At 72.2% G+C, this 25892-nt stretch carries 28 protein-coding genes; 16 read left to right on the forward strand and 12 right to left on the reverse strand.

Annotation, left to right across the window (positions count from 1 at the left end):
• Nucleotides 1-33: 33 nt before the first annotated feature.
• Nucleotides 34-834 (reverse strand): neutral zinc metallopeptidase, encoded by an 801-nt coding sequence (locus tag ACLQ2R_RS01180; RefSeq protein ID WP_425957378.1) that lies wholly within the window; start codon nt 832-834, stop codon nt 34-36.
• Between the two features lie 199 nt (nt 835-1033).
• Here ACLQ2R_RS01180 and ACLQ2R_RS01185 point away from each other — a divergent pair, with 199 nt between their 5' ends.
• The 3 genes from ACLQ2R_RS01185 (at nt 1034) to ACLQ2R_RS01195 (ending at nt 3867) form a co-directional block, all read left to right on the forward strand.
• Complete coding sequence (locus ACLQ2R_RS01185; protein WP_425957379.1) at nt 1034-2020, forward strand: NADP-dependent oxidoreductase; 987 nt, start codon at nt 1034-1036, stop codon at nt 2018-2020.
• Nucleotides 2021-2273: 253 nt separating this feature from the next.
• Entirely contained in the window at nt 2274-3278 is a 1005-nt protein-coding gene (locus ACLQ2R_RS01190; RefSeq protein WP_425957380.1) for a GlxA family transcriptional regulator, read from the forward strand.
• Nucleotides 3244-3867: a DJ-1/PfpI family protein gene (locus tag ACLQ2R_RS01195; protein WP_425957381.1), complete on the forward strand. Its 624-nt coding sequence runs from the start codon at nt 3244-3246 to the stop codon at nt 3865-3867. Before ACLQ2R_RS01190 ends, ACLQ2R_RS01195 begins: the two co-directional genes overlap by 35 nt.
• A gap of 124 nt (nt 3868-3991) precedes the next feature.
• On the opposite strand, the gene ACLQ2R_RS01200 is transcribed toward ACLQ2R_RS01195, so the two are convergent.
• Complete coding sequence (locus ACLQ2R_RS01200; protein ID WP_425957382.1) at nt 3992-4525, reverse strand: CGNR zinc finger domain-containing protein; 534 nt, start codon at nt 4523-4525, stop codon at nt 3992-3994.
• A gap of 108 nt (nt 4526-4633) precedes the next feature.
• Here ACLQ2R_RS01200 and ACLQ2R_RS01205 point away from each other — a divergent pair, with 108 nt between their 5' ends.
• The 3 genes from ACLQ2R_RS01205 to ACLQ2R_RS01215 all read left to right on the forward strand — a co-directional run bounded on the left by ACLQ2R_RS01205 (nt 4634) and on the right by ACLQ2R_RS01215 (nt 7419).
• Nucleotides 4634-5389: a class I SAM-dependent methyltransferase gene (locus ACLQ2R_RS01205; RefSeq protein WP_425957383.1), complete on the forward strand. Its 756-nt coding sequence runs from the start codon at nt 4634-4636 to the stop codon at nt 5387-5389.
• A gap of 221 nt (nt 5390-5610) precedes the next feature.
• A complete protein-coding gene (locus tag ACLQ2R_RS01210) occupies nt 5611-6408 on the forward strand; it encodes an ArsR/SmtB family transcription factor (protein ID WP_425957384.1) in 798 nt (265 codons plus the stop codon).
• A 93-nt stretch (nt 6409-6501) separates the two neighbouring features.
• The gene (locus ACLQ2R_RS01215; RefSeq protein ID WP_425957385.1) at nt 6502-7419 is read left to right on the forward strand and encodes a DUF6891 domain-containing protein; all 918 of its coding nucleotides are present in this window, start codon (nt 6502-6504) and stop codon (nt 7417-7419) included.
• Between the two features lie 19 nt (nt 7420-7438).
• Here the strand turns inward: ACLQ2R_RS01215 and ACLQ2R_RS01220 are convergent, their stop codons facing one another.
• Together ACLQ2R_RS01220 and ACLQ2R_RS01225 are read right to left on the reverse strand one after the other, a co-directional pair.
• Entirely contained in the window at nt 7439-8014 is a 576-nt protein-coding gene (locus ACLQ2R_RS01220) for an HD domain-containing protein (protein WP_425957386.1), read from the reverse strand.
• Nucleotides 8015-8302: 288 nt separating this feature from the next.
• The gene (locus tag ACLQ2R_RS01225) at nt 8303-9097 is read right to left on the reverse strand and encodes a hypothetical protein (RefSeq protein ID WP_425957387.1); all 795 of its coding nucleotides are present in this window, start codon (nt 9095-9097) and stop codon (nt 8303-8305) included.
• 305 nt (nt 9098-9402) lie between these two features.
• Here ACLQ2R_RS01225 and ACLQ2R_RS01230 point away from each other — a divergent pair, with 305 nt between their 5' ends.
• The 5 genes from ACLQ2R_RS01230 (at nt 9403) to ACLQ2R_RS01250 (ending at nt 13392) form a co-directional block, all read left to right on the forward strand.
• Nucleotides 9403-9906 carry a type II toxin-antitoxin system PemK/MazF family toxin gene (locus ACLQ2R_RS01230; RefSeq protein ID WP_425957388.1) on the forward strand — a complete coding sequence of 168 codons (504 nt, stop codon included), beginning with the start codon at nt 9403-9405 and terminating at the stop codon, nt 9904-9906.
• A 162-nt stretch (nt 9907-10068) separates the two neighbouring features.
• On the forward strand, nt 10069-10650 hold the full coding sequence (locus ACLQ2R_RS01235; RefSeq protein ID WP_425957389.1) for a hypothetical protein: 582 nt from the start codon (nt 10069-10071) through the stop codon (nt 10648-10650).
• A gap of 137 nt (nt 10651-10787) precedes the next feature.
• Nucleotides 10788-11411, forward strand: a complete 624-nt coding sequence (locus ACLQ2R_RS01240; RefSeq protein ID WP_425957390.1) for a TetR/AcrR family transcriptional regulator — start codon at nt 10788-10790, stop codon at nt 11409-11411.
• Nucleotides 11411-11899 (forward strand): PH domain-containing protein, encoded by a 489-nt coding sequence (locus ACLQ2R_RS01245; RefSeq protein ID WP_425957391.1) that lies wholly within the window; start codon nt 11411-11413, stop codon nt 11897-11899. The genes ACLQ2R_RS01240 and ACLQ2R_RS01245 overlap by 1 nt, the downstream gene beginning before the upstream one ends.
• Nucleotides 11896-13392: a PH domain-containing protein gene (locus tag ACLQ2R_RS01250; RefSeq protein WP_425957392.1), complete on the forward strand. Its 1497-nt coding sequence runs from the start codon at nt 11896-11898 to the stop codon at nt 13390-13392. Before ACLQ2R_RS01245 ends, ACLQ2R_RS01250 begins: the two co-directional genes overlap by 4 nt.
• A 55-nt stretch (nt 13393-13447) precedes the next feature.
• Here the strand turns inward: ACLQ2R_RS01250 and ACLQ2R_RS01255 are convergent, their stop codons facing one another.
• From ACLQ2R_RS01255 to ACLQ2R_RS01265, 3 genes are read right to left on the reverse strand one after another with little or no spacing between them, the layout of a single operon-like run.
• Nucleotides 13448-14446: a multicopper oxidase domain-containing protein gene (locus ACLQ2R_RS01255; RefSeq protein WP_425957393.1), complete on the reverse strand. Its 999-nt coding sequence runs from the start codon at nt 14444-14446 to the stop codon at nt 13448-13450.
• An 8-nt stretch (nt 14447-14454) separates the two neighbouring features.
• The gene (locus tag ACLQ2R_RS01260; RefSeq protein WP_425957394.1) at nt 14455-14808 is read right to left on the reverse strand and encodes a hypothetical protein; all 354 of its coding nucleotides are present in this window, start codon (nt 14806-14808) and stop codon (nt 14455-14457) included.
• 50 nt (nt 14809-14858) lie between these two features.
• On the reverse strand, nt 14859-17468 hold the full coding sequence (locus ACLQ2R_RS01265) for an ATP-binding protein (RefSeq protein WP_425957395.1): 2610 nt from the start codon (nt 17466-17468) through the stop codon (nt 14859-14861).
• A gap of 84 nt (nt 17469-17552) precedes the next feature.
• Between ACLQ2R_RS01265 and ACLQ2R_RS01270 the strand changes: the two genes are divergently transcribed.
• Genes ACLQ2R_RS01270 through ACLQ2R_RS01280 form a run of 3 tightly spaced genes read left to right on the forward strand, consistent with a single transcriptional unit; the run spans nt 17553 to nt 20598 of the window.
• Nucleotides 17553-18821, forward strand: a complete 1269-nt coding sequence (locus ACLQ2R_RS01270) for an MFS transporter (protein ID WP_425957396.1) — start codon at nt 17553-17555, stop codon at nt 18819-18821.
• The gene (locus ACLQ2R_RS01275) at nt 18818-20149 is read left to right on the forward strand and encodes a carotenoid oxygenase family protein (protein ID WP_425957397.1); all 1332 of its coding nucleotides are present in this window, start codon (nt 18818-18820) and stop codon (nt 20147-20149) included. The genes ACLQ2R_RS01270 and ACLQ2R_RS01275 overlap by 4 nt, the downstream gene beginning before the upstream one ends.
• Complete coding sequence (locus ACLQ2R_RS01280) at nt 20146-20598, forward strand: SRPBCC family protein (RefSeq protein WP_425957398.1); 453 nt, start codon at nt 20146-20148, stop codon at nt 20596-20598. Before ACLQ2R_RS01275 ends, ACLQ2R_RS01280 begins: the two co-directional genes overlap by 4 nt.
• Before the next feature lie 405 nt (nt 20599-21003).
• Here the strand turns inward: ACLQ2R_RS01280 and ACLQ2R_RS01285 are convergent, their stop codons facing one another.
• The gene (locus ACLQ2R_RS01285) at nt 21004-21204 is read right to left on the reverse strand and encodes a hypothetical protein (RefSeq protein ID WP_425957399.1); all 201 of its coding nucleotides are present in this window, start codon (nt 21202-21204) and stop codon (nt 21004-21006) included.
• A gap of 273 nt (nt 21205-21477) precedes the next feature.
• Between ACLQ2R_RS01285 and ACLQ2R_RS01290 the strand changes: the two genes are divergently transcribed.
• Together ACLQ2R_RS01290 and ACLQ2R_RS01295 are read left to right on the forward strand one after the other, a co-directional pair.
• On the forward strand, nt 21478-22293 hold the full coding sequence (locus tag ACLQ2R_RS01290) for a hypothetical protein (protein WP_425957400.1): 816 nt from the start codon (nt 21478-21480) through the stop codon (nt 22291-22293).
• The gene (locus ACLQ2R_RS01295) at nt 22290-22667 is read left to right on the forward strand and encodes a GntR family transcriptional regulator (protein ID WP_425957401.1); all 378 of its coding nucleotides are present in this window, start codon (nt 22290-22292) and stop codon (nt 22665-22667) included. Before ACLQ2R_RS01290 ends, ACLQ2R_RS01295 begins: the two co-directional genes overlap by 4 nt.
• Nucleotides 22668-22943: 276 nt before the next feature.
• Here the strand turns inward: ACLQ2R_RS01295 and ACLQ2R_RS01300 are convergent, their stop codons facing one another.
• The 4 genes from ACLQ2R_RS01300 to ACLQ2R_RS01315 all read right to left on the reverse strand — a co-directional run bounded on the left by ACLQ2R_RS01300 (nt 22944) and on the right by ACLQ2R_RS01315 (nt 25890).
• Nucleotides 22944-23447: a hypothetical protein gene (locus ACLQ2R_RS01300; RefSeq protein ID WP_425957402.1), complete on the reverse strand. Its 504-nt coding sequence runs from the start codon at nt 23445-23447 to the stop codon at nt 22944-22946.
• Nucleotides 23448-23692: 245 nt separating this feature from the next.
• Nucleotides 23693-24109 carry a type II toxin-antitoxin system VapC family toxin gene (locus ACLQ2R_RS01305; RefSeq protein ID WP_425957403.1) on the reverse strand — a complete coding sequence of 139 codons (417 nt, stop codon included), beginning with the start codon at nt 24107-24109 and terminating at the stop codon, nt 23693-23695.
• Nucleotides 24106-24258 (reverse strand): hypothetical protein, encoded by a 153-nt coding sequence (locus ACLQ2R_RS01310; RefSeq protein ID WP_425957404.1) that lies wholly within the window; start codon nt 24256-24258, stop codon nt 24106-24108. Before ACLQ2R_RS01310 ends, ACLQ2R_RS01305 begins: the two co-directional genes overlap by 4 nt.
• A 363-nt stretch (nt 24259-24621) precedes the next feature.
• Nucleotides 24622-25890 carry an RNA polymerase sigma factor gene (locus ACLQ2R_RS01315; protein WP_425957405.1) on the reverse strand — a complete coding sequence of 423 codons (1269 nt, stop codon included), beginning with the start codon at nt 25888-25890 and terminating at the stop codon, nt 24622-24624.
• Nucleotides 25891-25892: the final 2 nt, after the last annotated feature.

Below are 25892 nucleotides of genomic sequence, written 5' to 3' on the forward strand. Positions count from 1 at the left end.
CGGGGATCGGAGCGCCCCGCGTCGGAGCCTGGATCAGCGCACCTTGGACGAGGGAACCGTCCAGGTGTTGCAGGCCGCCGGCGACGCGGCCCGGAAACCCTTGTCGAGCCAGGCGGCGATGGTACGGCCCTTGCCGTGGTCGGAGGCCTTGTGCTCCTCGTCACCGCTGTAGCGGGTGAGCTCCAGCAGGAAGTCCCAGTCCTCCTCGGTGCGGTCCAGGGAGTCCCAGACACTGCCCATGAAGACACCGGCCAGGCACTCGGCCTGGAGCTCGTACCGGCGGAACTGCTCGCCCAGCTCGCGCTTGCCCTTGTACGGGTAGTGGTCGAACGCGCGCTCCATCCCCGTAATGGTCTGGATGTGGTGCCCGTACTCGTGGGCGGCCACCGCGAAGAGGAACAGGTCCGAGGGGTCCGCCAGCGTCGCCTTGTCCAGCTTGACGAGGAAACGCCGCTCACGGCCGCAGTACTGCGCCGCGCTGCTCTTCCCCCACTTGAACCCGCAGAACCGCCGCGGATCGGTGCCGAACGTGATCCGGGACTTGGCGAACGACATGCCCGCCTGCTTGAAATGCGCACCCCAGGAGGCGTTGAGGCAGGTCAGCACCGAGGTCAGGTACCGCTTGGCGGAGGTGACGCTGCGGGCCTGAAGCTCCCGTTCCGGGCATTCGCTCGCCTCGAGCTCACCGCTGCGGTACAGCTTGTTCTTGGTCAGGGCCGTATCGCGGATGGGATAGCGGGCGCCGGGGGCCGGGTCCGGGGCGGTGGCGTGAGCCGTGCCCGTCAGCAGAAATGAAAAACCTACAAAAATTGCCATAAGCCGGGGGAAACGCATGACCGGATCTTAGGGGACGCGAAACCATTGGGCGGAGTGGTTTTCTTATCGATTCACGCCATATCCGTGACCTCCGTCCCATGGACGTCCGCCGGACATATCGGCCCGTGAACGCGGGCGGAACGCGTCCCCTCCGCCCTGACGTGGACCACGTCGGGGCGGCCCCGGGGCGCCGTACGGCCGCTGGCATGCTGGTTCCATGACCGGATCGACGATGCGCGCCATCAGCCAGGACGTCCTGGGCGGCCCCGAGGTGCTGAGGGAGGTGGAGTGCGAGCGGCCCGTGCCGGGCCCGACCGAGGTGCTGGTGCGGGTGCACGCGGCCGGGCTCAACCCGACCGACTGGAAGCACCGCGCCACGGGCGGCCTGCTGGGACGGCCCCCGTTCGTCCTCGGCTGGGACGTCTCCGGCGTCGTGGAGGCCGTCGGCCTCGGCACCGCCGTCCTCAAACCGGGTGACGAGGTGTTCGGCATGCTGCGCTACCCGTACGGGCACGGCGCGTTCGCCGAGTACGTGACCGCCCCCGCCCGGACGTTCGTCCGCAGGCCCCGCGGGCTCGACCACGTCCGGGCGGCCGCGCTCCCGCTGGCCGCGCTGACCGCGTGGCAGGCGCTGGTCGACGTCGCGGCGGTACGGGCCGGTCACCGGGTGCTCGTCCACGCCGCGGCCGGCGGGGTGGGCCACCTCGCGGTGCAGATCGCCAAGGCGCGGGGGGCCCACGTCATCGGCACGGCGAGCGCCCCCAAGCACGACCTCCTGCGCGGCCTGGGGGCGGACGAGCTCGTCGACTACCGGGAGGTGGACTTCGCCGAGACGGTCCGGGACGTCGACGTGGTCCTCGACACGATGGGCGGCGACTACTCCCTCCGTTCGCTGCGCACCCTGCGCGAGGGAGGTGTCATCGTGTCACTCGTCCTGTCCGGGATGCCCGAGGGGTTCGGCGCCCAGGCCGAGGCCGCGGGCGTCCGCGCCGAGTCCATGTTCGTGGAGCCCGATCACGCCGCGCTGAAGGCGATCGCCGCGCTGGCCCAGGCGGGCAGGCTGCGCGCCGAGATCGACGCGGTGTTCCCGCTGGAGCAGGCGGCCCAGGCGCACGAACGCGGCGAGACCGGCCGTACCACCGGCAAGATCGTGCTCACCGTGGCCTCCTCCGACGGGGCGGACGAGCCCGGCCGGAGCGCGTGAGCCCGGACCGGCACGAGCCCGGCCGTGTCGTTCGCCGAACGGGTATCGCGCGCCGTCCGCCCCGCACCCGCCCGTCCACGGCCCCGTGCCCCCGGGCCTTCGCGGCCCCGTGCCCCGGCCCCCTCTCGCCGGTCCTGCACGGCCGGGGAGCGCGGCGGCCACGCCCCTGACCTCCCCGCCTCTCGGCGCGATGGCCGAATCTGCATGACATGTGTCCTTGCGGCCATGACGGGCGGGAGCCAAGGATGGCGGCATGTCCCACCGCGTCGTCATCGTCCTCTTCGACGGCTTCCAGCTGCTCGACCTCGCGGGTCCCGCCGACGTGTTCTCCGCGGCCGGCCTGCTGGACCCGGCCGCCGCCTACCGGGTGGAGACCACGGCGATCCAGGCGGGAGCCGTACGCTCCCTGTCCGGCGTCGTCGTCTCCGCCGGCACGGCGCTGCCGGACGTCCGCGGGCCGATCGGCACGCTGCTGGTGGCCGGCGGCCTTCCGACCGGCGCGGTCATGGACGGCACGGCCGCGCTGATCCCGGAGATCCGCAGGCTCGCCGGGGAGTCCGAGCGCGTCGGGGCGATCTGCTCGGGCGCGTTGCTGCTGGCCGAGGCCGGTCTGCTGGAGGGACGGCGGGCGACCACCCACTGGGCCGTGGGGGACATGCTCGCCCGCGACCATCCGAACGTGCGGGTGGACGCCGACCGCATCCACGTACGCGACGGCGACGTGTGGACGTCGGCGGGGGTCACCTCGGGGATCGACCTCGCCCTCGCCCTGGTCGCCCACGACCACGGGCACGACCTGGCCAGGGAGATCTCCCGCTGGCTGGTCGTGTACCTGCAGCGGCCGGGCGGGCAGAGCCAGTTCAGCACGCCGCTGAGCGCGCGGACGCCGAGGCGCGAGCCGCTGCGCGACCTGCAGGGGTGGATCGAGGAGAACCTGAGGGCCGACCTGTCGGTACGGGTCCTCGCGGAACACGTGAACACGAGCGTCCGCCACTTCTCCCGCGTCTTCAGGGCCGAGGTCGGCATGACACCCGCGCGGTACGTCGAGCGCGCGCGGACCGCGGCGGCCAAGCGGCTGCTGGAGAGCACCGACGAGCCGCTGGACCGCGTCGCCGCCCGGGTCGGTCTCGGCACCCCGGAGACCCTCTATCGCGTCTTCCGGCGCCACCTCACGATCTCGCCGGGAGAGTACCGGCGCCGTTTCCACTCCAGGGAGAACCCACATGCAGATCGCCATCCCCCTGTACGCGGGCTATGACGCCGCGGACGCCCTGGGGCCCTACTTCGTGCTCCGCAACGTTCCCGGCGCCACGGTCACCTTCGTGGCCGAGCGGCCGGGCGTCGTCGCCGACCACGGGGTCACCCTGACGGCCACCGCCTCCTTCGCCGACCTCCCCGCCCCCGACGTCCTGGTGGTGCCGGGCACCACGGACGTGGCGCGGAGCACGACGGACCGGGAGCTGATCCGGTACGTCAGGACGGCCCACGCGACCACCACGTGGACCACGTCGGTGTGCGTGGGCTCGCTCGCCCTCGGCGCGGCGGGCCTGCTGGAGGGGGTCAGGGCCACCACCCACTGGGTGGCCCGCGACCTGCTCGCGGGATTCGGGGCACACCCGGTCGACGAACGCTTCGTCACGGACGGCAAGATCATCACCGCGGGCGGGGTGCTGGCCGGCATCGACATGGCGCTCCACCTCGCGTCCCTGCTGGCGGACGAGGAGACGGCCATGGCGATCCAGCTCGGGCTGGAGTACGCGCCACGGCCACCGTTCGACGCCGGGACGCCGGCGACCGCGCCCGCGGAGATCACCGCACTGGTGCGCTCCCTGCTGAGAAACACCTGAACCTCCCGGGGAACGTCCGGACGCGGTTCACGTCCTCAGGAGCCCGTCCCACCCGAGCGCGGCCTACCCGGGCACGGCCTGCCCGGGTATCCCCCCTCGGATGTCGGCCCGCCCGGCCCCCTCCTCACCCGGTCTTCCCCCTGGCGCGGAAGGCCGCGGTCTTGACGCGGTTCTGGCAGGCGGTGCCGCAGAACCGGCGGGTGCCGTTGCGCGACACGTCCACGTACACCCGATCGCACTGCGGTGCCGTGCACACGCCGAGACGGTCGTGGAACTCGCCGCCCAGCACGATCGCGAGCCCGGTGGCGCAGCTCGCGGCCAGGTCGCCGGCGACGGTGACGCCGCGGCCGTGGAAGTGCAGGTGCCACGGCTTCCCGTCGTGCCGCTCCAGCAGCGGCCGGGCGCGGGTCTCGTCGAGGAGGGCGTTGACCCGCAGGGCCGCCGTGTCGATGTCCCCCGCGGTCACGGCCTCGAAGACCAGGCGCAGCCGTGCCGCCGTACCGGCGAGCTCACCGGCCTCCTCGTCGGTGACCTCCCGCTGCCCCGGATAGCCGGTCCGCAGCCCCTCGGTGGCGGCGGCGGCGAGATCGCGCGGCGCCGGGAAGGCACGACCTCGCTTCTCCCCGGGGGTCAGCTCGTTGACCAGACCCACCGCCATCCGGACGATCGCATCGGTGTGACTGTTGAAATCCACTTGACCAGTTACCCATCCGCGGTTTAGCTTGTGACTATCAAGAGCCTATATGACAGTTACAAGGAGGCGATTGTGCTCACCCACGATGCCGCACGCGAGTGGATCGCACGCTGGGACCGCCAGCAGGAGGGATACATGTCCGACCGCGAGGAGCGCTTCACCGCGTTGATCGACGCCGTCGAGGCGATCGGCCGCTCCGACCCGCTGGTCATCGACCTGGGGTGCGGGCCGGGGTCGCTGTCGGCACGCCTGGTGGAGCGGCTGCCCGAGGCGACGGTGGTCTCGGTCGACGCGGACCCGCTGCTGCTCGGCCTCGGCCGGGCCGCCTACCCGCGTCTCAGGTTCGTCTCCCTGGATCTGCGCGTCCCCGGATGGGCCGGCTCCCTGGGCCTGGACCGGCCCGCCGACGCCGCGGTGAGCACCACCGCGCTGCACTGGATCTCCGACTCGGACCTTCCGAAGATGTACGCCGAGCTGGCGACCGTGCTGCGTCCGGGCGGGCTGCTGCTCAACGGCGACCACACGGAGACCGACGACACCACCCCGGTTCTCGCCCGCCTCGAACGCGCCGTGCACGAACGCGCGACCGAGCGCGCGTTCGCCGGCGGGCGTCCCGAGAACTGGCACCAGTGGTGGGACGCGGTCGCCGCCGACCCCGCCCTCGCCGAGCTCGCCTCCGCCCGCACCACCGCGGGGGCCGATCATCACGGCTCGGAGTCCCCCCTGCTCTCCTCGCACGTCACCGCCCTGCGCGACGCCGGTTTCACCGAGATCGGCACCCTGTGGCAGCGCGGCGACGACCGGCTCCTCTGCGCCGTCCGCGGCTGACCCCGTCCCCGTCCCCCCGCCCCCCCCGCCCCCTGCCCCCGTCCTCCTGAACCGTCTCCCTGAACCCGCCCCTCGCGACCGGCCCGCGAGACGGCCCCGCCCGCTCCCGGGACCGTCTCCCACGCCGGACGCCCCGGGACTCCACGTCAAGCCGCCCACACCCGCCCGCCGGGCGTGGGCGGCTTGACGTTATGCAGGTAAATACCTGCATAATGGTGCGTGTGGCTGTGGACACCGACAAGGTCTTCAAGGCGCTGGCCGACCCGACCCGGCGATATCTCCTGGACAGACTTCACGAGCACAACGGGCAGACGCTGGGCGAGTTGTGCGAGCACCTCGACATGGCGCGCCAGTCGGTGACCCAGCACGTGGCCGTCCTGGAGGCCGCCAACCTGATCAGCACCGTCCGGCGGGGCCGGGAGAAGCTGCACTACCTCAACCCCGTCCCCCTCCACGAGATCCAGGAACGGTGGATCGACAAGTTCGAGCGTCCGCGTCTCCGTGCGCTGAGCGCCCTGAGACGACGAGCAGAGGAGCAGGACATGAGCGACATCCCCACGTACGTGTACGTCACCTACATCCAGAGCACCCCGGAGAAGGTCTGGCACGCCCTGACCGACGCCGATCTCACCGCCGACTACTGGGGCCACAGCAACGTCTCGGACTGGCGGGCCGGCTCCACCTGGGAGCACCGTCGCACCGACGGGTCCGGGGTCGCCGACGTCGTCGGCACGGTCCTGGAGACCGTGCCGCCCGAGCGGCTGGTGCTGACCTTCGGGGAGCCGTCCCAGGTCACGTTCGAGATCGAACCCCACGGTGAGATCGTCCGCCTCACCGTCACCCACGAGAACCTGGCCACCCGGGAGGACCACGAGTCGATCTCCCTCGGATGGCCCGCCGTGATGGCCAACCTCAAGTCCCTCCTGGAGACCGGGCACGTCCTGCCGCAGGCTCCCTGGGAGATGCACGCGGAACACCGCGCCGCCCAGATGGCGAAGAACGACCGGCGCGAGTCGTAGCCGCCCACCGGGACGCCTCCCGCCGAGGGGCGCCGGACCTCCGCCCCGTCGTACGGGCGAACGACTGTCGTCTCCCTGTGCCAGAGTGACCCCATGCTCGCGATCACCGTACTGACGGAGGGCGGTCACCGTCACGTTCGCCCGGATGCCGGGGAACTCGCCGGACTGGTCGGCAGGATCGGGGGCCGGGACGACAGGTTCCTGGTCGTCCAGCGGATTCCCGACCTTCCCGGCGTCTTCGTCCAGGTGTGGCACGAGGACGAGGACGACTACACGCTGGAGCACCGCGAGGGGACACCCGACCGGCACTTCCAGGCCCTGGTCGACGGCCCCGAACCGGTGGTCACGGCCATGACCCGCTGGGCGGCCCGGGAGGACGGATGGGACTCCGGACACGACTGGACCCGGGTGAACCTGGACGTTCCCGAGCCTCCGCCCCCGCTCGAATGCGACGAGGACGAGCGCGAGGAACTGGAGGCCCGCGTCCGTGAGGCGATCGCGGCCGGTTACGACACCCGGGTGCAGCTGGCCGAACTCGCCGAGGAGTATCTCGCGTCGGAGGACCGCCGGCCGGTCTCTCCGGCGCAGGCACGCGACCTGGTGGACCGGCTGTGGCTGGAACGCGTCGGGGAGCAGGCCTCCTGGGAGGGGGAGACGGACCCGGAGCGGATCGGCCGGGCCTTCGAGGCCCTGGAGGCAGCGGGCATCACGGCACGGGAGAACTTCGCCTGCTGCCGCAACTGCGGCCAGGCGGAGATCGGCGGGGTGAGCTCACCGGACGCCCGCGGCTACGCCTACTTCCACAGCCAGTGCACGGACGCGGCCGCGGCCGGGCACGGGCTGACGCTCCTGTACGGCGGGTTCGACGGTTCCCCGGACACGACGGCGTCCGTCGGGCGGGAGGTCGTCGCCGCCCTCGAGGGGGTCGGCCTCCCGGTGAGGTGGAACGGCGATCCCGGGCAGGCCATCACCGTCGTCCCCCTCGACTGGCGCAAACGCCTCGTCGGCTGAGGGCGCCCCGGCCGGGGTGTCAGTTCCCGTTCAGGACGCGCTTCACCCAGTCCACCGAGTTCGTGGCGAGCGCCTCGTCCGCGAGGCGCTTCGCCGTGCCCGTCCTCAGCGCGGCGAGCGAGCTGTCGATCCACGGCTGGATGTTCTGGTGTCCCTGCTCGCGGTACTCGATGGCCTGGATCAGGCACTCCAGCTTGTCGGCGTCGCGCGCGCAGATCGCTTCGAGGCTGGTCTTCTCCTCGTACTCCCCGACCGCGCCGCGCACCATCTCCGCCACCACCGGCGGAACGTCGCGCACCTGGTCGGCGGTGACCTCCTCGTTCGGCGTCGCCTTCAGGTAGAGCCTGCCGAGGTGGTGGACGTCGCTGACGCGGCTCTCCTGCGTGTCGTGGAACAGGCTCATGAACGCCGCACGCTCGGGGTCGCCGCCCTCCAGCGCCGTGATCACACTCGCGATGATCGCCGTACGGAAGGAGTGGTCGGCGATGCTCTCGGGGTCACGCACCCCCGCGACCAGCCAGCCGGTGCGCTTGTAGCGCTTGAGCAGTCCCATCTCGTACAGCAGGCCGGTCACCCCGGACAGGTCCTCCGCCACGAAAGTCCCCTCTTCCCCTCGGTGGGTCGCGCGACGCGCGTGACCGTCTCCGGTTCCCACCGGACCGCGGTGGTCCCGTCCAGGGTACGGATCACGGGGGTCGCGCGGGTGACCGACATCTCCGGGAACCGGAACGGGACAGGCGGGAGGTGGGAGGCGGTACGGGCCGCCCCCCGCCCCGCACGCCCGGGTTCACGCGACCTTTTCGCCGTACGCTCCCAGGGGCGGCCTTTCGCCGTACGCTCCCGGGCACGGCTTTTCGCCGTCACGGTCCCGGGGGCGGCCTCCCTACGGGAGGATCTCGATCTGCTCCGGCGAGGAGGCGGGCTCGGGAAGCTCCCCGGCCTCGATGACCAGGTCCTCGGGCGGCGGCTGGACGGTCACCCTGGAGCCCCAGCCGGTGAAGCGCTGGTCGGAACCGATGCTCGGCAGACGGCCGTCACCCGCGTTCCGGGAGGTCGCGGTGGCCAGGCGGGTGACCCTGCCCTCGGCGTCGAACCAGAGCGCCCAGGCGACCCTCTCCCCGGGCTCGGTCCATCCGTCGAAGGGCCGGCCGGGAATCCTGGAGGCCTGGATCGTGCCCCTGGCCGAGCGTGATCCCCGGGAGGAGGCGGTGGCGAGCAGGGCCCGCAGCGTACCGGGGGTGAAGAGATCGACCGTGCCGTCCGCCGCGCCGGGCAGGGGCTCGCGGCTGCGGACCCACTTCTTGTCCGGCGGCACCCTGCCGATCAGCTCGCCGCCCGAGGCGTAGCTCGCGCCCTTGACCCTGACGAGCAGCGAGGGGAAGAGCGTGTCCTCTTTCAGGTCCTCGGAGCTCATCGACGAGTAGAACGTGGTGGTGTCGTCCGTCTCCACCACGCCGCCCTTGCGGAACCCGACGATCCGGTCGGTCCGGCTGGTGGCGAACCGCCTGCCGTCGGGCGACGTGCGGGTGACCAGGGAGACGGTGACGCCCCTGCCGGGGACGACCTGGGCACGCAGTGCCGCGACCGGATCGGCGGCGACGGCGGCGGCGACGGCACGGGCGGGCAGCGGCGCGAGCAGCACGAGACCCGCGACGACGCCCGCGGTGATGCTTTTCATCGGTTTCCTTCGCGATCAGGAGGGAAGGATGATTCTTTCAACCGAAGATCACAATGCCGTCTCGAACGCTGTCCCGGCGCCGTCCCGGCCGCGAGAGCGGGTGACCGTACGGCAGGTCCGGCGGGTCCGTTCCGGCGCGGGGAGGAACCGTCCGGGACGCGGGGTCACCGGCCGCACGGGGTGACGCCCGCCGTGCCTGTGACCTTCTCCCGAGCACTGCCAATGCGTTCTTCTACACTTGATACTTAAAGTGGAAATATCCACCTAAGATTGGAATTCAATGCATGTCGAGCATGTCATGAGCCATGACTGAAGCCCTCGGAACGGCCGGGGAACTGCTCGGCAATCTCGTGATCCTCGGCCTGTCGATAGCGGCCGCGTACATCCTCTTCCGCTTCGTTCGCCGGCTTCTCGCCCCCCGCCCCGCCGGCCCCCAGGTCCACGACGCGCCACCGGACCCGGCCTGGCGGTCACGCCCGCACCCCGGCGACATCTGGTGGGCCGGCGTGCCGTTCTCCGACGGCTCGGGCGCGAAGGTCAGGCCGTGCCTGGTGATCCGCACGCACGCCAGGGGCGTGGAGGTTCTCAAGATTACGAGTCAGGACAAATCACACCGGAGAAACTGCGTCAGCATCCCCACCGCCCACTGGGACGAGCGGGCGGACAAGGACAGCTGGCTCGATCTCGACGCCCCGTACACCGTCGAGGACGACGACTTCCGCCGGCGCGCCGGTGCGTGCGACGACCGGACCTGGTCACTGGTGAAACGCCGGTACCGGACCGGCTGGGTCCACTCCCCCGGCCGTTGACGGCCCCCGTCCGGCTCTCACCGGCACCGCGCCCGCGAAGGTACGCCCGGCCTTCTCCCCCGGCCCTTCCCCTGCCGGATGACGGGACGGCGGCCGTCGCTTCGGAGGGCGCGAACCATCGCGCGACTCCTCTCCCGAAGACCGGGACACCAGGGTGACGCCATGACGATCGGGAACCCGCCGGGGTGGCGTTTCCTCACCGTGGTGGCGATCGCGGCGTTCGTCAGCCTGTGGTGGTCCAGCGTGCCCTTCCCGTACACCGAGGGGCTGGTCTTCGGGCTCCTCGTCTGGGTGCCGCTCGTCCTCTCCTGGCTTATCCGCCTGTGCGTCGCGCTGGCGACCGGATGGCGGACGTTGTCGGTGAAGCGGTTGCTTGGCTGGCTGCCCGTTCCCCTCGTCGTGCTGGGCGTGTGGGGCACCGTCCACCTGGACGGTGCCTTCCGGATGCGCTTCGCGCTCTCGCAGGCCAGCATGGAGCGGTACGCGACCTCCATCCTCGACGGCGGCGAGCACACCGACCCCGGCTGCCGGGCGACAGGGCTGTACAGCGTCTGCGGGCACTACACGGCCGGAACCGGGGGCACCTCCCCCGCCGCCCGGCTCGATGTCTTCGACATGTTCCTCATACCGTCGAGGTGCTTCGCGTGGGCCCCCGGCGGGCGCCCCTCCGACGAGGACCACGAGTACGGGCTCAGGCACCTCACCGGTCCCTGGTGGGGGTGCCGGGACTGGGACGGCTGGTGACCACGCCCGCCGGCGACCGGCCTTCCGGCACCGCACCCCCGCCGCTCCCGTCACGGAGACCCGGCCCGGCACCGGCCCCCTGACGGCCCCGCCCCGGAGATCTGGGAAGCGCAAGACGCCTGTGCTATTTTTTGGCCATGCGGTCAAAAAACAAGGCGAGCGACCAGGACCGCTCGTTCATCGAGGTGGCGCGTCGCGCCCAGATCGTCCGGTCCGCGATCGACGTGATCGCCGAGGTCGGCTACGCGCAGGCGTCGCTGGCCCGGATCGCCGAGCACGCCGGGATCAGCAAGGGCGTCATCTCCTACCACTTCGACAGCAAGGACGAGTTGGTCCAGCAGATCGTCGATGACGCGATGACCACCGGGGACGCCGCCGTCCGTCCCCGTATCGAGGCGCAGACCACGGCCGCGGACATGCTGCGGGCCTACATCGAGGCGAGCGTGGAGTTCTACCGCACCCACCAGCGGCACATGCTGGCCCTGCTGGACATCTGGACCAACCTCCGCACCCAGGACGGCCGGCAGCGGCTCGGCGTACGCGACAACGAGAACGAGATGGGCGACGTCGAGCAGATCCTGCGGTTCGGCCAGGCCTCCGGCGAGTTCGGCGAGTTCTCCACCCGGGTGATGGCCGTGACCGTCAAGCAGGCGGTCGACGGCGTGCTCCTGCTGATGGCCGCCTACGACGACCTCGACTTCGACGTCTACGCCCACGAGCTGGCCGGCCTGTTCGACCGCGCCACCCGCAAGGAGAGCTGATGGAGGTGAGCCTGCGGCCCCCTCGCAACCCCGTCGAGTCCAGGGCGATCCGCTGGTGGACGACGCAGGCGCTGGCCTGGGTGCTCCCACCGGTGCTGGTGCTGGCCCTGCTGGCCGCGCTGATCGCACCCGCCCGGCCGTGGCTGCTGGCGGCGCTGCTGCTCGTCGCGGCTCCCGGCCTGGGGTATGCGCTGTGCGTGCCGCGCCGGCGCTACCGGATCCACCGCTGGGAGGTCACCGACGAGGCGGTCTACGCCGCCTCCGGCTGGCTGTGGCAGAAGTGGCGGGTGGCGCCGATGTCACGCATCCAGACCGTCGACACCGTACGCGGCCCGTTGCAGCAGGTCTTCGGCCTGTCCGGGGTGAAGGTCACCACGGCCTCGGCCGCGGGGTCGATCAGGATCCAGGGACTGGACCGGCACCTGGCCGTCGACCTCGTCGAGCACCTCACCGCCAGGGCGCAGGCCGTTCCCGGGGACGCGACATGAACCGCCGCGAGGACGCCTGGGAGCGGCTCGACGCGCGGACGGTCGCGGTCGCCCTGAGCCGGTCGGCCGGTCCGTCGATCCCCGCCACGGTGGCCGTCGTCACCCTGGGCCCCACGCCGCGGACCGTCGTCCCGCTCGCCATCCTGCTGCTCGTCCTCGCCGGGATCGCCGCCCTGGGTGTGCTGCGCCACGCCACCACGCGTTACCGGATCACCGAGGAGCGGGTCGAGGTCAGGTCCGGGCTGGTGTTCCGCCGGGACCGCTCGATCCCGCGCGGCCGGGTACGGACCGTCGACGCGACGGCGGGGCCGGCGCACCGCCTGTTCGGCGTGACCGTGGTACGCATCGGTGCCGGCGAGCAGGACGCGGACCTGCGCCTGGACGCGGTCTCCCTGGCCCGGGCCGAGCGGTTGCGCCTGATGCTCGGCCAGGCAAGCGAGAAGGACGCGGACGCGGTGACGGGGCGTCCCGCCTGGATCGGCTACGCCCTGCTGAGCAGCTGGACACCGCTCATCGGCCTGGCGCCGTTCGGCGCGCTCTTCCGCGTACTGGAGATCTTCGGCCTTGAGCCCGCCGAGGTCGGCTTCCTGCGGGAGGCGTGGAAGGTGGCGTCCCGGCTCTCCTGGCCGGTCGTGGCAGGCACGGCCCTCGCGGTCGTACTCGCCATCGGGTTCGCGGGGGCGCTGCTGCTCCACGTGGAGGTGTGGTGGCGTTTCCGGCTGACGCGCGAGGCCGGCGGCACCTACCGGATCCGGCGGGGCCTGCTCGCCACGCGGTCGCTGTCGCTCCAGGACGGCCGGGTGCGCGGCGTGCGGCTGGCCGAGCCGCTGCCGCTGCGCTGGGGAGGCGGCGCCCGCCTGAGCGCGCTGGTGGCCGGGGTGAACCCCGACGACAGCGAGGAGCGGACCTCCGCGGCGCTGCTGCCGCCCGCGCCCCGGCGGGTGGCGCTACGGGTGGCCGCCCGGGTGCTCGGCGCTCCCGTGCTGACGACCCGGCTGCGCCGGCACCCGCGGGCCGCGCTGCGCCTGCGGCTGTCACGCGCCGTCTGGACGGTGGCGTTGCCGGCCGTACCGCTGGCATGGCTCGGGATGTGGACGGGCCGGTTCCCGGACGGGTCGTGGCTGCTCGCCCCGGCCTGCCTGTCCATCACGCTGCCGCTGGCGGCCGACGCCTACCGCGGCCTCGGTCACGCCGTGTCCGGCGGCTACCTGCTGACCCGCCACGGCGCGGCCGCCCGCAGGACGACGGCACTGCGGACGGACGCGATCATCGGCTGGACGGTCGGCACCTCCCCGGCGCAACGCCGCCGGGGCCTGATGACCCTCACCGCGGCGACGTCCGCGGGCACCCACCGGGTCAAGGACGTCGGGGTCGGACAGGGGCTGGCCCTGGCCGAGGAGGCCTTCCCCGGGCTGCTGGCGCCGTTCCTGGTGCCCGCCGCGCGGCCGGCACCGGCCGTGCCCATCCCGTCACCGGCCCTCGGGCACCGCTGACGGCACGCCCGGGCCACACCCCGGGCCGCTCGTTCCTGCTCCTTCGTGGTGGCGGTCACTCGGGGATGTGCGCCGACCGGAACGGGGAGGTGACCCCGGTGTAGGCGAGATGCATGATCATGCCTTCCGCGCCGTGCTTGAAGTTGTGGCAGTGGTCCATCCAGATGCCCGGGTTGTCCGCGGTGAGGTCGACCTCGAAGATCTGCCCCGGAGCGACGTTGAGCGAGTCGGTCCGCCAGGTGCCCGCGGCCGGGGCGCCGTTGCGCGACAGCACCCTCACCCGGTGCCCGTGCAGGTGCATGGGGTGGTCGATGAGGCTGCGGTTGACGATGCGGACCTTGACGCGCTCGCCCTCGGCCACCGTCAGCGTGGGCACGGCGGAGTAGAGCCTGCCGTTGATCGAGCTGCTCACATAGGTGAAGGAGCCCTGCGCGAAGCCGAACCCGTCGTCCAGCACGACGTCGTAGGCGCGGTCGTAGGCGACCGGCTCGGCCGGCTCGGCCGTGCCGTACGTCAGCGCGTCGAACAGGGGCCCGTCACCCGCCTCCGGCGCCACGGCGGGACCGCCGCTCGCCGTCGCCGCGTCATGGTGACCGCTCGATGCCACGTTGCCCTGGAAGGCCAGGAACAGCACGACGGCCGGGGCGGCCACGAAGCCGAGCGTGGCCCAGGGGCCGCGCCGGTGGCCCAGCGCCCAGGTCGCCCCCATCACGACCGCGGAGACGGCCAGCGTGAGCAGCGCCTCGGCCTGGGCGTACGGGACGAACAGCCACACGGCCGACAGCGCCACCCCGACCGCCGCCGGACGCCTGGCCCCGGGCCGTACGAAGGCGGCCGTCAGCGGGAGGACGGCGAGCGGGAGCTGGAGGAGGAGGCGGGTACCGGCCAGCTGCGGGCCGCCCGTCATCAGGAGGGCGGCCACGACGAGGCGGGCGGCGACCAGGACGGCCGTGCCGTACAGCACCCAGCGCCCCGTGCTCCGGCCCAGGAACGCCGCGGCGACCATGACGGCCAAGGCCAGGAGCATGTCGGTCAGGAAGAGTGGCTCGAACATCGTGGCCGTCAGTCCCAGAGCGCGATCGCGACGAGAAGGACGGCCGCGGGGAGCAGGACCCACGGCTCCGCCAGGACCAGGACGGCGGTGCCGATCAGGGCGAGCCAGGCCAGGCCCTTGGCCACGCGGCGCTTCGCCTTCTTCTTCGCGGACTTCTTGCCGGGCTTCTCGGTGAGGTTCCCGGCGGGCTTCTCGGTGAGGTTCCCGGCGGACACCTCGGTGAGGCTCCCGGTGGGCTCCCCGGTGAGGCTCCCGGTGGGCTCCCCGGTGAGGCTCCCGGTGGGCTCCCCGGTGAGGCTCCCGGCGGGCTTGCCGGTGGGATATTCGGCGGACTTCTGGGTGGTCATGTCATCGATCGTCATGACTCATACGTTCTCGTCTGAGCCATGACGATCGCGTCGGTGAAAACCACCTATCCCCGGATGTCGGGCAGCCCCCGCAACTGCTTGCGCGAGGTGAGCCCGAGTTTGCGGAAGATGTTGCGCAGGTGGGCGTCGACGGTCCTGGGACTGAGGAACAGCGTGGCCGCGACCTCCTTGGAGGTGGCCCCGTCGGCGACCAGCCGCGCGATGTGCACCTCCTGCATGGTGAGCTGCTCGGAGGGGGCGTCGGAGGACCGGCTGCGGGCGTGCTCGCCGGTGGCGCGCAGCTCGCCCGCGGCACGCTCGGCGAAGGCCTCGGCCCCGATGCCGGTCAGCGCCTCGTGGGCGACGCGCAATTGCTCGCGAGCCTCACGCCGCCTGCCCTCCCGGCGCAGCCACTCCCCGTACAGCAGGTGCGCGCGGGCCCGGTAGATCGCCACGCGGCTGCCGTCGAGGCGGTCGACGGCCTCGCGGTAGGACTCCTCGTCCCCGGTGACCAGCGCCCGCGCGTAGGCCGCGACTCCCAGTCCCCAGGCGTGCCCGCCCGCCTCCGCGCGTTCGCCCAGGTCGGCCAGGGCACCCGTGGCGACGTCGGGTGAGCCGCAGCGCACGGCGGCCTCGACCAGTTCCGGCAGGGCCATCCCGGACGTGCCGAGGTTGCCGTGCGCGACGGCGCTGCGCGCGGCCTCCAGCGCGGCCTGGTAGTTGCCCAGGCCGTTGTGCAGGACGGACGCGCCCCACTGGACGCTGAGGGTCATCCGGGGATCCACCGCGGCGAACAGCTCGAAGGCCTCCGCCCGGCGTCCGCGCATCGCGGCCAGGTGGATGCGCGGGTAGACCAGCGGCGCCGCGCCCGTGGCCTCGGCGATGGCCTCCTCCTCGGAGATCATCTCCATGGCCGCGCCGAACTCGCCCGCCCCGACCGCGGCGGCGGCCTGCATGGCCAGCCCGATGGGCAGCGTGTGGAGGGAGCCGGACTCGCGGCCGGCCGCGGTGGCACGCTCGGCGATGCCGCGCAGGGCGTCGTAGTTCCACAGCTCGCTCGCCAGCATGAAGCCGAGCGAGGGGTGACGACTCCAGACGGTCTCGTCCGCGAGGGCGGGCCGCAGCAGCTCGGCCGCGGCACCGTACCCCTGCGTGACCAGCGTGACCATGCCCTCCAGCACCGGGTTCCCCGCGGTCCTGGCCGCCTGGACCACCGGGGAGAAGTCGCCCATCAGGACGCCCATCTCCAGCGCGTTCAGGTAGCACTCCACGGACCGGGCCGGGTCGGTCTCCGACAGCCGGTCGGCGGCCCGCAGCAGGTGGGTGGTCGGCCGCTCGCCGCCCCGGTGGCGGACGAAGGAGAGCCTGCCCCGCAGCAGGTCGATCGTGGCGAGCTGGGCGAGGCCGGGCGAGGCCGTCTCCGCGGTGGTGAGCAGGTCGGCCGCAGCGTCGAACGCGCCCACCGAGAGCTTGGCCTCGGCGGCGGCGAGCACCCGGTCGATCCGCGGGCCGGAGCCGGGGGTGAGCGCGGCGGCCCGCTCCAGGAAGGCGGCGGTGGCCGCGACCCCGCCTCTGGCCTGCGCGCGGGCCGCCGACCGTTCCAGCGCCGCGGCCACCTCCTCGTCGGGTCCGACGGCGGCCTGGGCGTGGTGCCAGGCCCGCCGGTCGGGGTCGGCCACCGGGTCGGTCGCCTCGGCCAGCGCCGCGTGGGCCCGCCTGCGTTCCTCGGCGGGGGCCGCGGTGTAGGCGGCCGACCGGGCGAGCGGGTGGCTGAAGCGGATGCGGGCACCGAACTCCACCAGTTCCGCCGCCTCCTCGGCCGCCGCGTGCTCGATGCCCAGCAGCCCGGCCGCCCGCCACAGGAGCTCGGAGTCGCCGACCGGATCGGCGGCGGCGACCGTCAGCAGGAGCCTGGCGCGCGCCGGCAGCCGCGCCAGCCGCGCGCGGAAACTCTGCTCGATCACGCCGGGGGCGGGAACGTCGAACCCGCCGGCCATCCCCGCCAGGCCCGCGCTCCTGGGCAGCTCCAGCAGGGCCAGGGGGTTGCCGCGCGCCTCGGCCAGGATGCGGTCGCGGACCCGCTCGTCCAGCGGTGCCCGGAGGGCCTCGGCCAGCAGCGCCCTGGCCTCGCTCTCGCGCAGGCCGGCCAGGCCCAGGGTGGGAATCGTCCCGAATCCCGGCTCCCTGGTGGCGAACACCACGGCCACGGACTCGTCGGCGATCCTGCGCGCCACGAAGGCCAGCGCCCTGGCCGACGCGTCGTCCAGCCACTGCACGTCGTCGATCACGCAGAGCAGGGGGCGTTCCCTGGCGGTCTCGGCCAGCAGGCCCAGGGTCGCCACCCCGGCCAGGAAGGGGTCGACGATGCCGGTGTCCAGGCCGAAGGCGATCTCCAGGGCCCGGCGGTGCGGCGGTGGCAGCTCGCCCAGCTGCCCGAGCAGCGGCACGCAGAGCTGGTGCAGCGTGGCGAAGGGCAGTTCGGTCTCGTACTCCGCTCCCGAGGCCTGGACGACCAGGAACCCGGAGGCGCTCCCGGCGACCCGGTGCAGCAGTGCGCTCTTGCCCATGCCGGGCTCCCCGGACAGCGTCAGCGCGCCGCCCCGGCCCTTCGCGGCCGCCGCGACCAGGGCGTCCAGGCGTTCGATCTCGGCCTCTCGGCCGACCAGCGTGCTCATGTGTGCCCCGATCGTGCCGCGTAGGCGTCATATAGGTGAGAACTACCGACGCGAGCGTCCTGCCGCCGCTGCGAGTGTCGTGCCATGAGCAGCGCACACGCCACCAGGATCGGCTGGAAGCCGTTGGGGGTCCTGGCCACGGCCCAGTTCCTCGTCGTGCTGAGCACCTCGATAGTAAACGTGGCCCTCCCGGAGATCCGCGGTGGTCTCGGCCTGTCGGCGGCCGGGCTGACCTGGGTGATCAACGCCTACGTGCTGGTCTTCGGCGCGCTCCTGCTCCTCGGCGGCCGGTCGGGCGACGTGTACGGTCTTCGCCGCGTCTTCCTGATCGGCACCGGCCTGTTCGCGCTGTCGTCACTGGCCGCCGCGATCGCGCCGGACGCCGTGACGCTGATCGCCGCCAGGGCCTTTCAGGGCCTGGGCGCCGCGCTGCTGGCCCCCACCGCGCTCGCGCTGGTGCTGACCGTGTACTCCGGCACCGCCCGGGGCACCGCCCTCGGCGTGTGGGGCGCGGTCTCCGGCGCGGGCGGGGCGGCGGGCGTCCTGCTCGGCGGGCTGCTCACGGATCTGTACGGCTGGCGCTCGGTCTTCGCCGTGATGGTGCCCGTCGCGCTGGCCGTCCTGGCGGCCACCTGGAGGACGGTCCGGCCCTCCCCGCCGCGAGGCGGCCGGCTGGACCTGCCCGGCTCGGTCACCGTCACCGGCGGGCTGGTCGCCCTGATCCACGGACTGTCCGGGCAGTGGCCCCTCGTCGTCGCGGGCCTTGCCCTGCTGGCCGTCTTCGTGCTGCTGCAGCGCCGCTCCCCCGACCCGCTGCTGCCCTCGCGGATGCGGATCGTGGCCCGGGCGAACGTGCTCATGGCCCTGCTCGGCGCGGTCTGGCTGGGCCTGTTCTACTTCCTTCCCCTCTACCAGCAGCGCGAGCTCGGCTACACCCCGCTGGAGGCGGGACTCACCCAGCTGCCGCTCGCCCTCATGATCACTCTGGCGTCCTGGGCGACGCCCCGGCTGCCCGGCCGTGCCGTACTCCCCGCGGGTCTGGCCCTGCTCGCGGCCGGGCTGGCCTGGCTGGCCCGTACCCCGGCGGACGGCACGTTCCTCGCCGACCTGCTCGGCCCCTCGCTGCTGATCGGCGCCGGGCTCGGGGTGGCCTTCGTCCGGCTCACCGCCCTCGCCTCGGCGGGCGTGCCCGCCGCCGACAGCGGCCTGGCCGGAGGGCTGCTGAACGCCACCCGCCAGATCGGCGGCGCCGTCGGCCTGGCCTTCCTGACCCTCCTCCCCTCGTCCGGCTCGGCCTTCCTGGCCTGTGCCGTCATCACCCTCCTTCTCCTCGCAAAGGCGACACTCCTGTGAAAGACCTGACCAAGCCCTACCTGAGCGGCCACTTCACGCCGGTCACCGACGAGATCACCGCCCACGAGCTGACCGTGCACGGCACGCTGCCCCCCGAGCTCAACGGCCGCTACCTCCGCAACGGCCACAACCCCAAGCCCGGCATCACCCCCTCCCACTGGTTCCGCGGCGAGGGCATGATCCACGGACTGCGCCTGGCCGGCGGGCGGGCCGAGTGGTACCGCAACCGCTGGGTGAAGACCCCGTACCTGGACGGCGTGCCGTTCACCGGCACCGAGCTGGAGGTCTCCGCCGCGGCCACCAACATCATCTTCCACGGCGGCCGCTACCTGGCGCTCCAGGAGGCCAACCTGCCCTGGGAGGTGACCGCCGAGCTCGACACCGTCGGCCCCTACGACTTCGGCGGCACCCTCACCAGCTCGATGACCGCCCACCCCAAGGAGGACCCGGTCACCGGCGAGCTGCACTTCTTCTCCTACAGCCCGTTCCCGCCCTACCTGACCTACCATGTCGCCGACGCCTCCGGGCGGGTCGTCCGCACCACCGTGATCGACGGCTCCGGGCCCTCGCTCATGCACGACTTCGCCATCACCCGCGAACACGCGGTCTTCATCAACTCGCCGGTCGTCTTCGACCACTCCGAGCACTCCGGCATCCCGTACAGGTGGCACGACGAGGTGCCGCTGCGCATCGGCGTCATGCCTCGCACCGGACCCCCCGAGGTAACGTGGTTCGAGGTCGAGCAGGGCGCCATCCTGCACGTCACCAACTCCTACGTCGACACCCAGGGCCGCGTGGTGCTGGAGGGCCCGCGCTTCGACCGCTCCGCCTGGGAGACCTCCTGGAAGTGGTGGGTCGGCGCCCCCGGCCACGGAGTGACCTTCGACGCCGGATCCACCTTCCACCGCTGGATCCTCGACCCGGCCACCGGGACGGCGAGCGAGGAGTCGCTCAACGACCTGGCCACCGAGTTCCCCTCCATCAACGATGCCCACACCGGCGCCTTCAACCGCTACAGCTACGCCATCGCCTTCCCCGGCGCGGGCCTGGACGGCTACTCCACCATCAAGTTCGACACCGTCACCGGCCGGCAGCGACTGCTCGGCCACGGACCCGGCCGCATGCCCGGCGAGGCCGTCTTCGTCCCCGCCGAGGGCGGGACGGGCGAGGACGACGGCTACCTGCTCACCATCGTCAGCGATCTCCACGCGGACGCCTCCCAGCTCCTCGTCGCGGACGCCACCGACCTCACCACCGTCGCCACCGTCGAACTTCCCCGCAGGGTGCCCGCCGGCATCCACGGCCACTGGATCGAGGACAACAAGTGATCACCACCATCGACACCGCCGCCCCCGTCGTCGTCCGGCTCGAGACCGTCATCGACGCGCCGCCGTCCCGGGTCTGGGACCTGCACACCGACGTGAACGCCTGGCCCTCCTGGCAGGCCGACATCACCGCCGCCTCCGCCGACGGCCCGCTCGCCGAGGGATCGGTGTTCCACTGGAGCACCTTCGGCATGGACATCCCCTCCACCGTCCACGCCCTCGACCCCGGCCGCCGCATCCTGTGGGGCGGGCCCGCCCACGGCATCACGGGCGTCCACGAGTGGGTCTTCACCGAGCAGGACGGCCGGACCCTCGTCCGGACCGCCGAGTCCTGGGACGGCGAGCCGATCCGCGCCGACCGGGACGCCATGCGGGCCGCCCTGGAGGGGTCCCTCACCGCCTGGCTCGCCCACCTCAAGCAGACGGCCGAGAGCGCATCCCCCTCCCTCTGAGCCCGCGTCCACCCGGACGTCCGAGAGGAGCGCCGCGGAGCCACCTGCTCCCCGGCGCTCCTTCCGTCACCTGTCGGACGGGCCGGCGGACGGGATACGTTGGCTCTTCCCCGTAATGGAACGGAGACAGACCGATGGGCGCCTGGGGTCCCGCGCTGTTCTCGGACGACCTCGCCTGCGACGTCCGTGACGACTATCGCGAACTCATCGAGGACGGGATGGCCGACGAGGACGCCCAACGCCACGTCCTGGCCTCCTACGCCGAGGTGCTGGACGATCCCGACGAAGGTCACCTGGTCTGGCCGGCGCTCGCCGTCACCCAGTCGAAGATCGGCCGGTTGGACACGGCGGTAGGGTCGCGGTGGCCGCCGGGGCTCTTGAAGATGTACTGCCGATGGTGTCCGCTCACTTCAGCGGCACATCGTTCTTGCTGTCACCCCGAGCTCCGGGCACCCTGCTATCCAGCGCGGAGGGTGGCGACCGACTCGACCAGACCCGCTTTCTCCAGAGCGTCGAGCACCGCCCCGTCATGGCCAGGCGGATGAGCAGGTCGCGAAGTGTGTTGCCGTAGAGCACGTTCGCGTCATGGACCACCACAAAGCTCATGCTCAGATGCCCAACTCCCGGCCCAGCGCGGCAAGCCGATCGGCAACCGTACGGCGCTCGGCATCATCGCGACGTTTGTACTCCTGAAGGTCCTCGTATGTGACGCGCCTGTGCTTGCCGACCAGGCGGAACGGGATCTTTCCCTCCTCCAGAAGCTTGATCAGGAACGAAATAAACGCAAGCGATGACGCCAGGCATCTGCCACAGAGCGTTGACTTTGTCGCAAGTTATGACGCATCCTGTTGCTACAAAGCTTGCGACAAAGGAGGCGTCATGATCCGCGAACCGTCACCGGACACCGGCCCGCCGGCGCGTGAGGTCGATCTGCGAATCGCGGGCGAGTGGCTGGCCATGCACGACCTGGCCGGTGCCCGCCCGACCCCGCTGCTGGCCAACCGGCTGGCGGTCCGCAGACGCGCCCGCCTCGCCGCCTATCTCATCCCGGCCGCGCTGATCATCGCGAGTGCTCTCGCCGCCGGTTCCACCTTCGGCCGCCTCCAGCCCCAGCCCCCGTCGGCCCTGCTCGCCCTGGCCGTGCTGGTGGCCGGGCTGCTGCTGACGCAGTCACTGCTCGACCGGTGGGTGCGACGCGTCGACCGGCGGGCGGGCGCGACGCTGTCGCGCAGGGCCGCCCATCCGATCCAACCCGGCTGGCGGACCGTGCTCGGCACGCCGTACGCCGTCTTCGCGGCCGCCACGTTCGCCGGTGCGATGGCGCTGACCGCAGGCGCCCTGACCGTTCCCGACCCCACCCTGCGGCAGCTGGCCGTCATCCTGCTGATCGCCCTGCTCGGCATGACGGCCATCCTCGCCGTGCAGCTCCGCCACCTGCTCAGGCACCCGGTCGTGGCGGAGGACGAGGAGTCACTGACCGCCGACGTCATCATGCGCGTCGAGGACGCCCGCGAGCTCACCACGCCGAACGTGCAGTGGTCGCTGCCCATGATCCTGCTGTTCGGCACCGCTCCCGGCTGGCTGAGCGCCGCTTCGATCACCTACGTCCTCCTGGGCGTGGTCGCGTGCGTCGCGCTCCGCTTCAGGACGCCGTCGAGCGCGGCGGTGGCCCGGAGGGTCATGAGCGTCCGATGATCGTCATCGACGCGGCCTCGCCGGTGCCGCCGTTCGAGCAGCTCCGGGCCCAGCTCGCCCGGCAGATCCAGGAGCGCACGCTGGCCGTGGGCGCCCGGCTGCCGACCATCCGCCACCTCGCGGCAGACCTCGGACTGGCCGTCAACACGGTCGGCCGGGCGTACCGGGAGCTGGAGGAGGCGGGGCTGATCGAGACGCGCGGGCGGGCGGGCTCGTTCGTGTCGGCCGCGGGCGAGGAGGGCCGGGAACGGGCTCGCCGGGCCGCCGCCGACTACGCGGCCGTGATCGCCAGCGTCGGCATCGACGCGGGCGAGGCGATCCGCATCGTGCAGGCGGCCCTGGCAGCCGGTACAACGGCACCGGCCCCGTCCTGACCGCGACCCTCCCGCCACGGCCGCGCCCCGTCCGCTCCATTCGTGCGCCGTACATCCCTTCCGTGGGACCGCTGTAGGGACGATTCCCGACTCCCGAGGAGCGCCCGGACAGGAGCGGCTCGGACGGTCCCTTGTCCAAACCGCTCCGCTCCGCCCGGCCGGCGGAGGACGTGGTCGAAGTGGCCGTGCCTCCGGTGGGGCCGGATACGGAGAGGCCGGGCGTCCGATCGGATGCCCGGCCCGCCACCGCCCCCGTTTTCAGGTGGGGCCGGTGGCTCAGAACTCGCAGTTCTGCTCGGTCTCGCCGGTGCAGGTGTCGATGTCGCCGCTGCCGTCGGTGGTGTCGTTGCCGCCGCGGCCGTGCAGGAAGTCGTTGCCGCTGCCGCCGACCAGGACGTCGCGGCCGCTGCCACCCCACAGGGTGTCGTGGCCGGCCGAGCCGAAGATCTCGGTGAAGCGGCCGACGGTGTCGTTGTTGACGATGTCGTCGCCCTGGCGCATGTTGACCATGATCGTGCTGGCGTTCTTGCAGCTGACCCCGTTGAAGATCGGCTGGCAGTCGCTGTCGGTGGAGGTGACACCGGTCCCGGTCACCGTGATGGTGCCGCCGCCACCCTCGGCAAGGGTGATCAGGTCGGAGACGGTCGTGCCGACGACCGACATGCCCCCCAGGCTCACGGTCACGGTGATCGGCGCGGCCGCCTGGGCCGGAGCCGACAGCGACACCATGCCGGCCAGACCGGCGGCGGTGAGGGCGAGAGCGGCGAGATGACGACGCATTTTCATTCAGTCCTTCGATTCGGTGGTCCCGGCCCCCGTCGGGCCGATGTCCCAAGGAAAGCGCCTCACCCCCGCCGCGGTCTGTGCTGAAATCCACGCCCGATCCCGGTCCAAATACTCATGGGACGAGAACGAGAGAAGCGTCGGTCATCGACCCGCGACGCCCGGATTCCGATGCCCGAGACGAGGAGAACGGCGATGCGCGGGCATGAGCGAGCCCACTCCCGGTCACCTCGCGAGCAGCCTCAGACGTGAACCACCTCTACGGTCTTCCCACACAGCTTGCCCATGTCGTCCTCATCGGACGTCAGAACGATGACCGGACGCACCGAGCGCAGTGCGGTAGCCGCGACCACCGCGTCGATGGCGTACTTGTGGCCGTGCAGCCGTGCGTCCCGTAGAAGCTCGATCGCCCGTGAAGAGATGTCCTCGGTCACAGGCTCGATCTTCAGGCGTGACAGGTACCACCTGAGACGATCACTTTTGACACGAACGTCCTGCGCCTCGATCGGTGTCATCGCACTGACCACAACTCGGAAGTCGTTGTCCTGGGCCTCTCGTACGAACGCGGTCACCCGCCGGTCCGCCTCACTCCACTTCACGAGCCCCTCGCAGTCCAGGACCACGGTGCCCGCGCTCAGCCTGCTCCGTGCGCGCGTCACCCGTCCTCACCCTGGAGTTCGGGCGCCGACCTGACCCGGCGGAACAGGGCCGCCGCCTCGTCACGCAACGATTGGGGGATCGGCCCGGAAGCGGCCTCGTTCGCCCCGAGGGCCTCCTCCAGAAGATCCCTCTCGATCTGGCGCTCCACGGCGGCATCGACATAGGCGGAGAACCCACGGGCTCCGACCCGCTCCCTGACTGCGCGGATGTTACCCGTTCTCAGGGACACACTGACCTTGGCAGCCGGCCCGTTCCCGGGAGCGAACTCTCGCTCAGGCGTACTCATGAAGTCATCTTACTACTTGAAGTAGCAAAGCATCGGTCCATAGCGGCGACCTGTCCCGCGAACGGCTCCCGCCACAGCAGACGGCGCGTTCCCGGTGAACGGCCACGCCGCGAGATCGGTGAACGAGCGCGTGATCACCCATGACGCCGGCGGATGATCCTCGGCCCCACCTTTTCCTGACTTCGCGCTGAGCACGTACTCGCGCGGCTCGGCGCCGCTCCGACGCTACCCGGCCGGCCCCGCAGAGGCCTGTGCGTTCCGCGCCAGCCGGGCGGCCCGGCCGTGGAGGTAGCGCTGCTGCGGGATGCTGGTGCTCCGCCGGGCGGCCTCGGCGTACGCGGCCCGGGCGGCCTCGACGTCCCCGGCCATCTCCAGCAGGTGGGCCGACACGGCGTGAAACCGCGGGTGGTCGGCGATCCGCGGGTCGGCGGCGACCTCGGCCAGCCGTGCCCGGGCCACCTCGGCGCCACCGGCCATGGCCACGGCGACGACATGGTTCAGCGCGACCACCGGATTGTCCGACACCCGCAGCAGCGCCTCGTACAGCGCCCGGATCTGGGCCCAGTCGGTGGCCTCGGCCGTCGGGGCCTCGTCGTGCAGGGCCGCGATGGCGGCCTGGATCTGGTACGGCCCGGGGTTGTGATGGGCCACGGCGGCGGTGAGCAGGGCGACGCCCTCGCGGATGTACGCGGCGTTCCACCGGCCGCGATCCTGTTCGTCCATCGGCACCAGGTCGCCGTGCTCGTCGGTCCTGGCCGTCCGGCGCGCGTCGGTCAGCAGCATCAACGCCAGCAGGCCCGCGACCTCGTCGTCGTCCGGCAGGCCCCGGTGCACCATCCGGGTCAGCCGGATGGCCTCCGCGGTCAGGTCGCCGCGCTGCAGGTTCTCCCCGGAGGTGGTCGCGTAGCCCTCGTTGAAGATCAGGTAGAGCACCTGCAGGACGACCGCCAGGCGCTGGGCGTAGGCGTCGCCACCGGGCATCGAGAAGCGCGCGCCGCTGTCCCGGACGGCCTGCTTCGCCCGGGTGATCCGGCGGGTCATCGTCGCCTCGGACACCAGGAAGGCCCGGGCGATCTCGGCGGTGGTCAGCCCGCCGACCGCCCGGAGGGTGAGGGCGATCTGGGCCGCCGGGTTCAGCGCGGGGTGGCAGCACAGGAAGAGCAGGACCAGGCTGTCGTCCTCGTCCGCCGAGACGGCCCCGTCGGCCGCGGACGTCTCCAGGGGATAGGTCCACGCGGCCGCGGCCTCCTCCCGCCGCCGCCGGGCCAGCTCGGCCCGTAGCAGGTCGGTCATCCGGCGCGAGGCGACCGTGGTCAGCCAGGCGCGCGGGTCGTCCGGTACGCCGGAGCGGCTCCACTCCGTGGCGGCCTGCAACAGCGCCTCCTGGGTGGCCTCCTCGGCCACCGCGAACTGCCCGTACCGCCGGACGAGCGTGCCGAGGACCTGGGGCGCCAGCCGACGCCACAGGTCCTCGGTCACTCCGGTCCCGGTCATCG

Source organism: Streptosporangium sp. DT93, from assembly GCF_049844535.1.
Taxonomy (GTDB): Bacteria; Actinomycetota; Actinomycetes; order Streptosporangiales; family Streptosporangiaceae; genus Streptosporangium.